Annotated in this window: 10 protein-coding genes; all 10 read left to right on the top strand. The window is 66.5% G+C overall.

Annotation, left to right across the window (positions count from 1 at the left end; genetic code table 11):
* The first annotated feature begins 75 nt into the window (after window positions 1-75).
* Window positions 76-1,851 (top strand): glyoxylate carboligase, encoded by a 1,776-nt coding sequence (gene gcl, locus IB273_RS22000; RefSeq protein WP_192225017.1) that lies wholly within the window; start codon window positions 76-78, stop codon window positions 1,849-1,851.
* 132 nt (window positions 1,852-1,983) lie between these two features.
* Window positions 1,984-2,766 (top strand): hydroxypyruvate isomerase, encoded by a 783-nt coding sequence (gene hyi / locus IB273_RS21995; RefSeq protein ID WP_081518099.1) that lies wholly within the window; start codon window positions 1,984-1,986, stop codon window positions 2,764-2,766.
* Between the two features lie 69 nt (window positions 2,767-2,835).
* Window positions 2,836-3,726: a 2-hydroxy-3-oxopropionate reductase gene (locus IB273_RS21990; RefSeq protein ID WP_024763150.1), complete on the top strand. Its 891-nt coding sequence runs from the start codon at window positions 2,836-2,838 to the stop codon at window positions 3,724-3,726.
* A gap of 307 nt (window positions 3,727-4,033) precedes the next feature.
* A complete protein-coding gene (locus IB273_RS21985) occupies window positions 4,034-5,305 on the top strand; it encodes a glycerate kinase (RefSeq protein WP_151186445.1) in 1,272 nt (423 codons plus the stop codon).
* Window positions 5,302-6,732, top strand: a complete 1,431-nt coding sequence (pyk, locus tag IB273_RS21980) for a pyruvate kinase (protein WP_151186444.1) — start codon at window positions 5,302-5,304, stop codon at window positions 6,730-6,732. The genes IB273_RS21985 and pyk overlap by 4 nt, the downstream gene beginning before the upstream one ends.
* 576 nt (window positions 6,733-7,308) lie before the next feature.
* Window positions 7,309-8,226, top strand: coding sequence for an urea transporter (locus IB273_RS21975; protein ID WP_192225016.1), 918 nt, complete (start codon window positions 7,309-7,311; stop codon window positions 8,224-8,226).
* Window positions 8,227-8,259: 33 nt separating this feature from the next.
* Window positions 8,260-9,096 carry a diaminopimelate epimerase gene (dapF, locus tag IB273_RS21970; RefSeq protein ID WP_192225015.1) on the top strand — a complete coding sequence of 279 codons (837 nt, stop codon included), beginning with the start codon at window positions 8,260-8,262 and terminating at the stop codon, window positions 9,094-9,096.
* 217 nt (window positions 9,097-9,313) lie between these two features.
* Window positions 9,314-10,558: a serine/threonine transporter SstT gene (gene sstT, locus IB273_RS21965; protein ID WP_081518093.1), complete on the top strand. Its 1,245-nt coding sequence runs from the start codon at window positions 9,314-9,316 to the stop codon at window positions 10,556-10,558.
* Window positions 10,559-10,647: 89 nt separating this feature from the next.
* On the top strand, window positions 10,648-11,499 hold the full coding sequence (locus IB273_RS21960; RefSeq protein WP_192225014.1) for an ion transporter: 852 nt from the start codon (window positions 10,648-10,650) through the stop codon (window positions 11,497-11,499).
* A 141-nt stretch (window positions 11,500-11,640) separates the two neighbouring features.
* The gene (locus tag IB273_RS21955; protein WP_225605996.1) at window positions 11,641-13,296 is read left to right on the top strand and encodes a mucoidy inhibitor MuiA family protein; all 1,656 of its coding nucleotides are present in this window, start codon (window positions 11,641-11,643) and stop codon (window positions 13,294-13,296) included.
* The last annotated feature ends 186 nt before the right edge of the window (window positions 13,297-13,482 follow it).

Here is a 13,482-nt window from a genome sequence, read left to right as displayed (position 1 = left end):
GACCTTCGTCGAATTGCCTGCCTAGAATCGCCTCAACTTTTGTACACAATCAGTATAAGAACCGAGGAACAAAATATGGCCAGAATGAGAGCAATCGAGGCTGCCGTACTCGTCATGCGTCGCGAAGGCGTGGATACCGCCTTCGGCGTACCGGGCGCCGCCATCAACCCCATGTATGCGGCCATGAAGAAACTCGGTGGCATCGATCACGTCCTGGCCCGCCACGTGGAAGGCGCCTCGCACATGGCCGAGGGCTACACCCGCACCAACGCCGGCAACATCGGCGTGTGCATCGGCACCTCCGGCCCCGCCGGCACCGACATGGTCACCGGCCTGTACTCGGCTTCCGCCGACTCCATCCCGATCCTCTGCATCACCGGCCAGGCTCCCCGTGCGCGCATGCACAAGGAAGACTTCCAGGCCGTGGACATCACCAGCATCGTCAAACCGGTCACCAAGTGGGCAACCACCGTGCTGGAGCCGGGCCAGGTGCCCTATGCCTTCCAGAAGGCCTTCTTCGAAATGCGCAGCGGCCGTCCCGGCCCGGTGCTGATCGACCTGCCCTTCGACGTGCAGATGGCCGAGATCGAATTCGACATCGACGCCTACGAACCGCTGCCGGTGAACAAGCCCAAGGCCACTCGTGCCCAGGCCGAGAAAGCCCTGGCCCTGTTCAATGACGCCGAGCGTCCGCTGATCTGCGCCGGCGGCGGCATCATCAACGCCGACGCCTCCGACAAGCTGGTGGAATTCGCCGAGCTGACCGGCGTGCCGGTCGTCCCGACCCTGATGGGCTGGGGCACCATCCCCGACGACCACCCGCTGATGGCCGGTATGTGCGGCCTGCAGACTTCGCACCGCTACGGCAACACCACCGTCCTGGAATCGGACATGGTGCTGGGCATCGGCAACCGCTGGGCCAACCGTCACACCGGTTCGGTCGACGTCTATACCGCTGGCCGCAAGTTCGTCCATGTGGACATCGAACCGACCCAGATCGGCCGTGTATTCACCCCGGACTTAGGGATAGTTTCCGACGCCGGTTCCGCCCTCGACGTGTTCCTCGAAGTAGCCCGCGAGTGGAAAGCCGCCGGCAAGCTGAAGGACCGCAGCGCCTGGGTCGAAGCCTGCCGCGAACGCAAGCGCACGATGCAGCGCAAGACCCACTTCGACAACGTGCCGGTCAAGCCGCAGCGCGTCTACGAAGAGATGAACGAGTTCTTCGGCAAGGACACCTGCTACGTCAGCACCATCGGTCTGTCGCAGATCGCCGGCGCGCAGTTCCTGCACGTCTACAAGCCGCGCCACTGGATCAACTGCGGCCAGGCCGGCCCGCTGGGCTGGACCATTCCGGCAGCGCTGGGCGTGGTCAAGGCCGACCCGAGCCGTCAGGTCGTCGCGCTGTCGGGCGACTATGACTTCCAGTTCATGATCGAAGAACTGGCCGCCGGTGCGCAGTTCAACCTGCCGTACATCCACGTGCTGGTGAACAACTCCTACCTCGGCCTGATCCGTCAGGCGCAGCGCGGCTTCGAGATCGACTACTGCGTGCAGCTGGCCTTCGACAACGTCAACGCTCCGGAGCTCAACGGCTACGGTGTGGACCACGTCGCGGTGGTGGAAGGTCTGGGTTGCAAGGCGATCCGCGTATTCGACCCGAACCAGATCGGCGCCGCCTTCGCCCAGGCTCGCGAGCTGATGCAGCAGCACCGTGTACCGGTGGTGGTCGAGGTCATCCTGGAGCGCGTCACCAACATCTCCATGGGTACCGAGATCAACGCGGTCAACGAGTTCGAAGAGCTGGCCCTGAAAGGCGTTGATGCGCCGACCGCCATCTCGCTGCTGGACTGATAGATCCGAACGACTCCTCCCTTCGGGGAGGAGCAGGGGGTGGATATTTCCTGGCGGAGAGTCCCCCACCCCCTGCTCTCTTTCATCAGGAAGCCGAGCGCCACGCACCACCCGTTCAACAGGAGTGACCCCATGCCCCGTTTCTGCGCCAACCTGTCCATGCTGTTCACCGAGGTGGACTTCCTCGACCGCTTCGAAGCCGCCGCGCGCGCCGGTTTCAGCGGTGTCGAGTACCTCTTTCCGTATGACGTCGAGGCCGAGGTGATCAAGGCCCGCCTGGACGCCAACAAGCTCGAACAAGTGCTGTTCAACCTGCCGGCCGGCGACTGGTCGAAAGGCGAGCGCGGCATCGCCTGCCACCCGGACCGCGTCGAGGAATTCCGCGCCGGCGTCGACAAGGCCATCGCCTACGCCAAGGTGCTGGGCAACACCCAGGTCAACTGCCTGGCCGGCATCCGCCCGCAGGGCCACGACTGCGCGACCATCGAGAACACCTTCCTGAACAACCTGGAGTACGCGGCGGGCAAGCTCGAAGCCGCGGGCATCAAGCTGGTCATGGAAATGATCAACACCCTCGACATTCCCGGCTTCTACCTGCAGACCACCAAGCAGGCCCAGGACATCCGCGAGAAGGTCGGCAGCGCCAACCTGTTCCTGCAGTACGACATCTACCACATGCAGATCATGGAAGGTGACCTGGCGCGGACCATCGAGAAGAACCTCGCCTCGATCAACCACGTGCAGCTGGCCGACAACCCCGGCCGCCACGAGCCGGGCACCGGCGAGATCAACTACCGCTTCCTGTTCGATCACCTGGACCGCATCGGCTACCGCGGCTGGATCGGCTGCGAATACAAGCCCAAGACCACCACCGAAGCCGGCCTCGGCTGGCTCAAAAGCCACAACGTCATCTGATTCGCCGGCCGGCGCGGTGGGTACGCACTGCGCCAGCCAGCCTAACAAGAACAACCAGGAGAACTCCTCATGGCCAAAATCGGATTCATCGGCACCGGCATCATGGGCCTGCCCATGGCGCAGAACCTGCAGAAAGCCGGTCACCAGATCTTCGTTTCCACCCACCACGACGCAGCCCCGGCGGCCCTGGTCGAAGCCGGCGCCATCGGCCTGGCCAACCCCAAGGAAGTCGCCCAGGAAGCCGAGTTCATCATCGTGATGGTCCCGGACACCCCGCAGGTCGAAGACGTGCTGTTCCGCAAGGACGGCATCGCCGAAGGCGTGGGCCCGAACAAGGTGGTGATCGACATGAGCTCGATCTCCCCCACCGCCACCAAGACCTTCGCCGAGAAGATCAAGGCCACCGGCGCGCAGTACCTGGACGCCCCGGTCTCCGGCGGTGAAGTCGGCGCCAAGGCTGCTTCCCTGAGCATCATGGTCGGCGGCTGCCCGAACACCTTCGAACGCGCCCTGCCGCTGTTCCAGGCCATGGGCAAGAACATCACCCGCGTCGGCGGCAATGGCGATGGCCAGACTGCCAAGGTGGCCAACCAGATCATCGTCGCCCTGAACATCCAGGCTGTTGCCGAAGCCCTGCTGTTCGCTGCGAAGAATGGCGCCGACCCGGCCAAGGTACGTGAAGCGCTGATGGGCGGCTTCGCCTCCTCGCGCATTCTCGAAGTGCACGGCGACCGCATGGTCAAGGGCACCTTCGATCCGGGCTTCCGCATCAGCCTGCACCAGAAGGACCTCAACCTGGCCCTGGCCGGTGCTCGCGAACTGGGCCTGAACCTGCCCAACACCGCCAACGCCCAACAGGTGTTCAGCACCTGCGCGGCCATCGGCGGCAGCAACTGGGACCACTCCGGCCTGATCAAGGGCCTGGAGCACATGGCCAACTTCTCCATCCGCAAGGACTGAGAAAGGCATTCGTAGGATGGATGGAGCTTGCGATACCCATCATTCAGCGGTACCGGGATCGATGGGTATCGCTTCGCTCCACGCCATCTTACGAAGAGCAAGTTGTACGGCGGATAACGCCAGCAAGAGCAAAGTGACGGGCGAAGTTATGGGAGTGGCCTCGCCCGCCACGCTGCAAAGCGACTCGAACACCCGGCCGTAGGGAACACGGCCTCGCCGGCCGGGATGTTCGATTCCATCGCTGAGTCTTCTGCAAGACAGAAGCCTGAGCCATGGAACACCACAACAAGAATCATCGGAGCCTGTCATGAGCCTCGACCCACGCGCCTTCCTGCGCGAGCTGTTCGACACCGCCATTGCCGCCGCGCATCCGGCCCAGGTACTGGCGCAGCACCTGCCCACCGACAAGGGCGGCCGCACCATCGTCATCGGCGCCGGCAAGGCCGCCGGAGCCATGGCTGAAGTCGCCGAGAAGCACTGGAATGGTGACGTCCAGGGTCTGGTGGTGGCGCCTTATGGCTATGGCGCCGAGTGCCGCAGCATCGAGGTGGTGGAAGCCTCACACCCGGTGCCGGACGACGCCGGCGAACGCGTCGCCCGTCGCGTGCTGGAACTGATCAGCGGCCTGTCCGAGAACGACCGGGTGATCTTCCTGCTCTCCGGCGGCGGCTCCGCCCTGCTCGCCCTGCCGGCCGAAGGCATCAGCCTCGACGACAAGCGCAGCGTGAACAAGGCGCTGCTGAAATCCGGCGCCGCCATCAGCGAAATGAACTGCGTGCGCAAGCACCTCTCGGCCATCAAGGGCGGCCGCCTGGCCCGCGCCTGCTGGCCGGCCAGCGTGTACACCTATGCGATTTCCGACGTGCCCGGCGACGAGGCCACGGTGATTGCCTCCGGCCCGACCGTGGGCGACCCGACCACTTCCGCCGATGCCCTGGCCATCCTCAAGCGTTATGCCATCGACATCCCGGCGAACGTGCGCGCCTGGCTGGAAGACCCGCGTTCGGAGACCGTCAAACCCGGCGACGAATGCCTGTCGCGCAGCCACTTCAAGCTCATCGCCACGCCTCAGCACTCCATTGACGCGGTAGCTGCCAAGGCCGAAGCCGCCGGCATCCCGACGCTGATCCTCGGCGACCTGGAGGGCGAATCCCGCGAGGTCGCCAAGGTCCACGCCGGTATCGCCCGGCAGATCCGCAAGCATGGCCAGCCGCTGAAGGCGCCGTGCCTGATCCTTTCCGGTGGCGAGACCACCGTGACCGTGCGCGGCAACGGCCGTGGCGGACGCAATGCAGAGTTTCTCCTCAGCCTCACCGCCGACCTCAAGGGCGAACCGAACATCTGGGCCCTGGCGGGGGACACCGACGGCATCGACGGCATGGAAAGCAACGCCGGTGCCCTGATGAGCCCGTGCAGCTACAGCCGCGCCCTCAAGGCCGGCCTGAATCCGCTGCACGAACTCGACAACAACAACGGCTACGGCTTCTTCGCTGAACTGGGCGACCTGGTGATCACCCGGCCGACCCGCACCAACGTCAACGACTTCCGCGCCATCCTGGTCCTCGAGAACGACAAATGACTCCGGATAAAAAAGTAAAGATCCTCGCCACCCTGGGCCCGGCGATCAAAAGCCGCGACGACATCCGCGCCCTGGTGGAAGCCGGCGCCAACCTGTTCCGCCTGAACTTCAGCCACGGCGAATACGACGACCACGCCCAGCGTTTCGCCTGGGTGCGCGAAGTGGAAGCCGAACTGAACTACCCCATCGGCATCCTCATGGACCTGCAAGGGCCGAAGCTGCGCGTGGGTCGTTTCGCCGACGGTGCGGTCCAGCTGCAGAAGGGCCAGACCTTCACCCTCGACCTGAACGACGCACCGGGCGACGACAAGCGCGTCACCCTGCCCCACCCGGAAATCATCCAGGCGCTGGAGCCGGGCATGAGCCTGCTGCTGGACGACGGCAAGATTCGCCTGCAGGTACTCAACGCCCATAGCGACGCCATCGAGACCCGCGTGATGAACAGCGGCGAGCTGTCCGACCGCAAGGGCGTCAACGTCCCCGAAGCGGTGCTCAAGCTCAGCCCGCTGACCGCCAAGGACCGCCGCGACCTGACCTTCGGCCTGGAGCTGGGCGTGGACTGGGTCGCCCTGTCCTTCGTGCAGCGCCCCGAAGACATCGTGGAAGCCCGCGAGCTGATCGGCGACAAGGCCTTCCTCATGGCCAAGATCGAGAAGCCCTCGGCGGTGCAGTCCATCGAAGCCATCGCCAGGCTGTCCGACGCGATCATGGTTGCCCGTGGCGACCTGGGCGTGGAGATGCCGGCCGAGAGCGTGCCGGGCATCCAGAAGCGCATCATCCAGGTGTGCCGCCAGCTCGGCCGCCCGGTGGTGGTCGCGACCCAAATGCTCGAATCCATGCGTTTCTCCCCGGCGCCGACCCGCGCCGAGGTGACCGACGTCGCCAACGCCGTCAGCGAAGGCGCCGACTGCGTGATGCTCAGCGCCGAGAGCGCCTCGGGCCAGTACCCGCGTGAAGCGGTGGAGATGATGGCGAAGATCATTCGCCAGGTCGAAGCCGAGCCGGACTACCAGGCCACGCTGGAAATCAACCGCCCGGAACCGGACGCCACCGTCTCCGACGCCATCAGCTGCGCGATCCGCCGGATCAGCCGCATCCTGCCGGTGGCGGTGCTGGTGAACTACACCGAGTCCGGTGCCTCGACCCTGCGCGCTTCCCGCGAACGGCCTAAGGCACCGATCCTCAGCCTGACGCCGCAACTCAAGTCCGCCCGCCGCCTGACCGTGGCCTGGGGCGTCCACTCGGTGGTCAACGCGCAGCTCGCCCACGTCGACGAGATCTGCTCCACCGCCCTGGACATCGCCCTGGCCCAGCGCATGGCGCGCCGTGGCGACACCGTGGTGATCACCGCCGGCGTGCCCTTCGGCCAGCCGGGCAGCACCAACATGCTGCGGATCGAGACGGTGGCGCCGGCACTGGAAGTTTGATGCACGGCTGAAAGCCCCTCCCCCCAACCCTCTCCCGCAAGCGGGAGAGGGAGCTGATCGGAGTCGCCGGCCAGAGTGGCGCTCCTTGAAACCACGGTGCGGCCAGATGCTATCGGGCAGCACCGGACTGAAAGCCACGCCGAACGGCCCCCTCTCCCTCTGGGAGAGGGCTGGGGTGAGGGAAAGCAGGCTGACAGCAGAAACACCAAGTTCAGGAGCCACGCCCGCGAGCGTGCCTCCGCACCGAGTCACTCCCGGACGGACGGGGCCGGGAATACGGGGCCGCGTCCCCGTCCGTCCGGGATTGACCTTTGTACTGAGTGCTTGTGCACCAGCAACATGCGTACCGAATGCTTGTCGGTCCATGGCCCCCACGCAGCAACTCCCAATGCTGGCCATGGAATTTCGAGGTTGTCTGCGGTGATCCCGCCGGCAGCCTCTTTTCTTTTTCCAGACCCGTGGCGCGGCCCCGTATGGCGGCGTCACAAGATTCTCACGCAGCGCCCGCCGATGGGGCCTCGATGCCCCACACCCAACGAGGCGCTGCGGAGTCACTTCCAACTGCCCAGAACCAAGATGCCCCTGACCCTCTTCTCGCAGAAACGGCTCCTCCCCAACCGGCTGATCGGCTTCGGCCAGATCTACCTGCAGGCCGACGCCCGCTTCGGCCTGATCCTGCTGCTGACCATCGCCTGGTCCGCGCCGCAACTGCTGCCCGGTGCCCTGCTCGGCGCACTGCTCGGCCCGCTCACCGCGCGCTTCGTGCGCGAGCCGCAGGCGGACATCGACGCCGGCCTGCACGACTACAACCCGATCCTCATCGGCCTGCTGCTGCCCTTCCAGTTCCAGTGGTCGCTGGGGCTGGTGATGCTGACCGTTGCCGCCATCCTCACCAGCGTCGCCGTGCAGGCCGTGCTGCTGCGCCAGTCGCGCCGGCGCTTCGGCCTGCCGGCCTACACCTCGGCCTTCGTGCTGCTGGGCTGGGTCTCGGTGGCGCTGGGCAAGGCGCTCGGTTTCGCGCCGGCCAGCGGCGTCGCCTGCCTGTCCTGCGGCGCTGCCAATCCGCTGCTGGATTCGACCGCACTGGGCTTCGGCGAAGTGATCTTCCTCGGTGAACCACTGGCCGGCCTGACCATCGCCCTCGGCCTGCTGCTGGTGGAGCGTCGCGCCGCGTTCTGGGCACTCGCCGGCGCCGCCGGTGCGCTGGCCATGGCGCCGCTGTTCGACCTGCCGGCCGCCTCGGCGCAGGCCGGCCTGCTCGGCCTGAACGGCGCGCTGGCCGGTATCGCCCTGTCGCTGCGTTTCCGCAGCCCGCTGGCGCCGCTGTGCGGCATCGTCCTGGCGGTGCTGCTGCAACCCGGCTTCGCCCTCGTCGGCCTGCCCGCGTTCACCGCGCCGTTCATCCTCGCCTGCTGGCTGGTGATCCTCGGCCAGCGCGCGCTGGAAGCGCTGCTGCACGATCCGCGAAGGGAAAACAGCGGCCCGCGTGTATAGTCAGGAGCCTTCTTCCGGCGACGGATCGCACCGATGAACTTCGTGAAATACCAGGCCCTGGGCAACGACTACCTCGTCTATGCCAGCGACGCACCTTTTGCCCTGACCGCTGCGCAGATCGGCCGCGTCTGCGACCGCCACCACGGCATCGGCTCCGACGGCATCCTGGTGGCGAACCACAGCGACGCCGCCTTCGGCCTGCGCATCCTCAACCCCGACGGCTCCGAGGCGGAGAAAAGCGGCAACGGCCTGCGCATCTTCTCCCGCTACCTGTGGGACTGCGGGCTGGTCGCCGGGCAGGCGTTCGACATCGTCACCGCCGGCGGCACCGTCACCAGCCAGGTGTCCGACGAGGGCCGCACCGTGGAGGTGTCCATGGGCCGCGCCGAGTTCGCCTGCGCGAAGATCCCGGTGCAGATCGATGCTCCCGAGGCGCTGGACTTTGCGCTGGAAGTCAACGGCGTGGCGCTGAGGATCAACGCCGTCTCCATGGGCAACCCGCACTGCGTGGTGTTCGTCGAACAGACCAGCCGCGAGCTGGCCTGCCGCCTCGGCCCGCTGCTGGAAAACCACCCGCTGTTCCCCCGCCGCACCAACGTGCAGTTCGTCCAGTGGCTATCCCGCGATGCGCTGCGCGTGGAAATCTGGGAGCGCGGCGCCGGCTACACGCTGTCCTCGGGCACCAGCAGCTGCGCCGCCGCTGCGGTGGCGCGCCGGCTCGGCCTGTGTGACGGGCACATCGACCTGCACCTGGCCGGCGGCCTGCTGAAAATCCGCGTCGAAGACGACTTCCAGGTGACCATGCGCGGCGCCGTACAGCGGGTCGCCGGCATCGACCTGGACCCGGAAGCCTTCGCCGACCTCGGCTGACCCGCCGGCTGGTTCCTCGGGAATTGCCGACGCGACCGGCATGGATCAATGCCGGTCCGCTCGCGCCCGTCCAGACTGCGACCTGACACCTGCCGAAGCAAAGCCTGACCGATCAATCGACGGGTAACCGCGCATTTCCCGGCATCAGACGGCATAATCCGCGACCTTTCGCACCCGGCCCGCCGGGGCGATCCCACTTCCAGCAGCGAAAGACGTCATGACGCTTCCAACTCCCACCCTCCTGCAGCGCCTCAAGGGCACCAGCCTGGTCCTGCGGATCTTCATCGGCATGCTCTGCGGCATCGCCCTCGCCGTACTCTGGCCGCAGGGCGCGGCGGCGGTCAGCCTGCTCGGCAAGCTGTTCATTTCCGCCCTGAAGGCCGTGGCGCCAGTGCTCGTCCTGGTGCTGGTGATGGCCTCCATCGCCAACCACAAGCAAGGCCAGCGCACCCACATCCGGCCGATCCTGCTGCTGTACCTGATTGGCACCTTCTCGGCTGCCGTGGTCGCGGTGATCGCCAGCTTCACCTTCCCCTCGACCCTGGTGCTCAGCGCCCCCACCAGCGAACTGGCGCCGCCCGGCGGTATCGGCGAAGTCATGCGCTCGCTGCTGTTCAGTGTCACCACCAACCCGGTGAAGGCGCTGCTGGAGGCGGACTTCATCGCCATCCTGGCCTGGGCCATCGGTCTGGGCATCGCCCTGCGCCACGCGCGCCAGAGCACCCGCGACCTGCTCGATGACATGGCGGGCGGCGTGACCCTGATCGTCCGCGTGGTGATCGCCTTCGCCCCGCTGGGCATCTTCGGCCTGGTGGCCGGCACCATCGCCGAATCCGGCTTCGACGCACTGCTGGGCTACCTGCACCTGCTGGCCGTGCTGCTGGGCTGCATGCTGTTCGTGGCGCTGGTGGTCAACCCGCTGATCGTCTTCGCCAAGATCCGCCGCAACCCCTACCCGCTGGTCCTGCTGTGCCTGCGCGAGAGCGGCATCACCGCTTTCTTCACCCGCAGCTCGGCGGCCAACATCCCGGTCAACCTGCAACTCTGTGAACGCCTGGGCCTGCACGAGGACACCTACTCGGTGTCGATCCCGCTGGGCGCGACCATCAACATGGCCGGCGCGGCAATCACCATCAGCGTGCTGACCCTGGCGGCGGTGCATACCCTCGGCATCGCGGTCGACCTGCCCACCGCCATCCTGCTCAGCGTGGTCGCCTCGGTCTGCGCCTGTGGCGCCTCCGGCGTGGCCGGCGGCTCGCTGCTGCTGATCCCGCTGGCCTGCGGCCTGTTCGGCATCTCCAGCGAAGTGGCGATGCAGGTGGTGGCGGTCGGCTTCATCATCGGCATCCTCCAGGATTCGGCCGAGACCGCGCTGAACTCCTCCACCGACGTGCTGTTCACCGCCGCGGCGTGCATCGCCGAAGGCGACGTGGACGAGCCGCAGGAAGGCGAGCGCGCCTGAACCTGCTTTCCCGGATGTGAACCGGGGCGGCTGCGGCCGCCCCGGTGCTTCTCGGCTAAGGTGTCTGAATCCCTTCCGTGGATTCCCCCATGGCCGACTCACCCAGCTGGCGCCAGCGTCTCTACGTCGTCATCTTCCAGTCCGACACCATTGCCGGCCGGCGCTTCGACAGTGCGCTGCTGATAGTCATCCTCGCCAGCCTGCTGGTAGTGATCCTCGACAGCGTCGACGACATCAGCCACGCCTACGGCGGCCTGCTCAGCGACATCGAGTGGGTGATCAACGGCCTCTTCCTCATCGAATACCTGCTGCGCCTGTACTGCTCGCCCAAACCGCTGCGCTACGCGCTGAGCTTCTACGGGCTGGTCGACCTGCTGGCAGTGCTGCCGGGAGTGATCGCCATCTTCTATCCCGACGCGCAGTACCTGCTGGCGGTACGGGTGATCCGCGTGCTGCGCATCTTCCGCATCCTCAAGCTGCGCCAGTACCTGCGCCAGGCCGACTTCCTGCTCACCGCGCTGCGCGGCAGCCGGCAGAAGATCACGGTGTTCTTCGTCTCGGTGATGAGCCTGGTGACGGTGTTCGGCTCGCTCATGTACGTGGTCGAAGGCCCCGAGCACGGCTTCACCAGCATCCCGCGAGGTATCTACTGGGCCATCGTCACCCTCACCACCGTGGGCTTCGGCGACATCACGCCGAAGACGCCGCTGGGCCAGGCCATCGCCAGCTTGGTGATGCTCACCGGCTACTCGATCATCGCCGTACCCACCGGCATCTTCAGCGCCGAACTGCACAACGCCATGCGCCAGGAACGCCCAGCGGGCGCGCTGGACAAGCCTTGCCCCGCCTGCGCCAAGGCCAGCCACGAGGCCGAGGCGGCGTTCTGCTCGCGCTGTGGCAATCCGCTCTATCCGCGTATGGACGACGCCGCGCAGCGCTGATCCGCGCTGGATAGCCGTTCGTCGGTCATCCTCACCCACGCTCAACCCGTTCCGCACGCCCTCTTCGTCACACGCTGCATGGACGGACGCCGTGGTGGCGTTCCGCAGTGCCGGCCGCCTTCCAGGCCGCGAGGTGAGCACATGCCCTTTCGATTCCACCCACTGATCCTCGCCATGGCCGGCGCGCTGGCCAGCCCTTCGCTGCTGGCCGCACCGCAGGTGGCCGACAGCCGCATCAGCGCGGTCACCGTCTACACCGACCGCGCCATCGTCACCCGCACCGCCACCCTGCAGCTGCCCGCCGGCCAGCACGAGATCGCCCTGGAGCAACTGCCCCTGCGCATCGACGACAACAGCCTGCAGGCCTCGCTCAGCGCCAGCGCCGCCGCGACCCTGCTCGATGTCAGCAGCGCGCCGCAGGTGTCGCCGCCCTCCGCGGACAACCGCTTGCAACAACTGGACGCACAACTGCGCGACATCGAGCGGCAGGAGCGTGAGATCAGCGACCGAGGCAGCGTGCTGGAGAACCAGAAGCAGTTTCTCGCCGACATCCAGGCCAGCAGCACCAAGCCGGGCAAGAACCAGGCACTGCCGAGCATCGACGAACTGAAGAACCTGCTGCAGATGAGCGAGGGCAACCTCGGCCGCATCCTCGACGAGCAGCGCAAGCTCGACCAGCAGGGCGAGGAGTTGCAGCAGCGCAAGCAGGAGCTGGAGAACCAGCGCAGCCACCTGGCCGGCGACGGCACCCACTACAAGCGCGCGATCCTGCGCGTAGCGCTGGAGAAGCCCGCGCAGGTCCAGCTGCAGCTCAGCTACACGCTCTATGACGCCTCCTGGCGCCCGGCCTACGACGCCCGCCTGCGCGATGGCGAAGAGCAGATCGAGATGACCTACCAGGGCATCGTCCGGCAGAGCAGCGGCGAAGACTGGACCGACGTCGACCTTACCCTGTCCACCGCCCGCCCCAATCTGGGCAGCAGCGTACCGGCACTCTCGCCGTGGTTCGTCGATACCTTCGACCCGCGCACGGTGATGGCCGCCCGCCCCGCCCCGGCGCCAGCCGCGCCGATGATGGCGCTGGAGGCGAAGAAGGCCCAGCGCTTCGCCGCCGACGAGATGGCCGTTGCCGGTTCGCTGGAAGAGATGCCGGTGGCCGTCGCCGAAGTCAGTGGCGCCACCACCAGCGCCTCCTTCCATATCCCGACCCGTGCCACACTGAACAGCGACGGCAGCTCGCAGAAGGTCTCCATCGCCCAGTTCAAGCTGCCGGCGACCTTCCGCTACCTGGCCACGCCGTCGCTGCGCGAAGCCGCCTACCTGCAGGCCGACACCCGCAACGCCAGCGACTATCCGCTGCTGCCGGGCACACTCAACACCTACCTGGGCAACACCTTCGTCGCCAGCGGCCAGCTGCGCGCAGTGATGCCGGGCGAGACCTTCGAGCTGGCCCTGGGCGGCGACGAGGCGATGTCGATCAAGCGCAAGCTGGTCAACCGCTACACCGACTACACCGGCCTCACCGGCGGCCGCAAGCGCGTCACCTACGAGTTCCGCATCGACGCGCAGAACAACCACAAGACCGAGCAGCGCCTGCAGTTCAAGGACCAGTTGCCGGTCTCGCGCAACGAGCAGATCAAGGTGGCCCTGCTGGCGCCCGAAGACCAGTCCGCCACCCGCGAGGACGACGGCAAGCTGCTGTGGGACTGGCAACTGAAGCCGGGCGAGAAACGCAGCACCACCTTCAAGTTCAGCGTGGAGTATCCGAAGGAGCTGGAAGTCAGCGGGCTGGACTGACGTCCGTCGGGGCAGTCATTGCCCGGCAGGCCTGCTAGGCTGCCGGGCAAGCTTCCCCTTCGTTGGGTGCGGAATTCGCGGAACCGCGAATCGGGTCCCCGCATAAGCAAATAGCCTTTAAGTATTTAAGTGCCATATAACCTGTCGGCATAATCGACACCCAACAACACTGCCAAAAGGAACTGC

It is taken from the genome of Pseudomonas sp. PDM19 (genome assembly GCF_014852215.1).
Classification (GTDB): domain Bacteria; phylum Pseudomonadota; class Gammaproteobacteria; order Pseudomonadales; family Pseudomonadaceae; genus Pseudomonas.
The sequence above is the reverse complement of the archived record's forward strand: the minus strand, read 5'-3'. Positions and strand labels throughout refer to the sequence as shown.

What these genes read in the sequence shown, in the direction of transcription:
- hyi (WP_081518099.1), top strand. Translation starts at nt 1,984, where the DNA reads ATGCCCCGTTTCTGCGCCAACCTGTCCATGCTGTTCACCGAGGTGGAC.
- IB273_RS21985 (WP_151186445.1), top strand. Translation starts at nt 4,034, where the DNA reads ATGAGCCTCGACCCACGCGCCTTCCTGCGCGAGCTGTTCGACACCGCC.
- IB273_RS21990 (WP_024763150.1), top strand. Translation starts at nt 2,836, where the DNA reads ATGGCCAAAATCGGATTCATCGGCACCGGCATCATGGGCCTGCCCATG.
- IB273_RS21975 (WP_192225016.1), top strand. Translation starts at nt 7,309, where the DNA reads ATGCCCCTGACCCTCTTCTCGCAGAAACGGCTCCTCCCCAACCGGCTG.
- gcl (WP_192225017.1), top strand. Translation starts at nt 76, where the DNA reads ATGGCCAGAATGAGAGCAATCGAGGCTGCCGTACTCGTCATGCGTCGC.
- IB273_RS21955 (WP_225605996.1), top strand. Translation starts at nt 11,641, where the DNA reads ATGCCCTTTCGATTCCACCCACTGATCCTCGCCATGGCCGGCGCGCTG.
- IB273_RS21960 (WP_192225014.1), top strand. Translation starts at nt 10,648, where the DNA reads ATGGCCGACTCACCCAGCTGGCGCCAGCGTCTCTACGTCGTCATCTTC.
- pyk (WP_151186444.1), top strand. Translation starts at nt 5,302, where the DNA reads ATGACTCCGGATAAAAAAGTAAAGATCCTCGCCACCCTGGGCCCGGCG.
- sstT (WP_081518093.1), top strand. Translation starts at nt 9,314, where the DNA reads ATGACGCTTCCAACTCCCACCCTCCTGCAGCGCCTCAAGGGCACCAGC.
- dapF (WP_192225015.1), top strand. Translation starts at nt 8,260, where the DNA reads ATGAACTTCGTGAAATACCAGGCCCTGGGCAACGACTACCTCGTCTAT.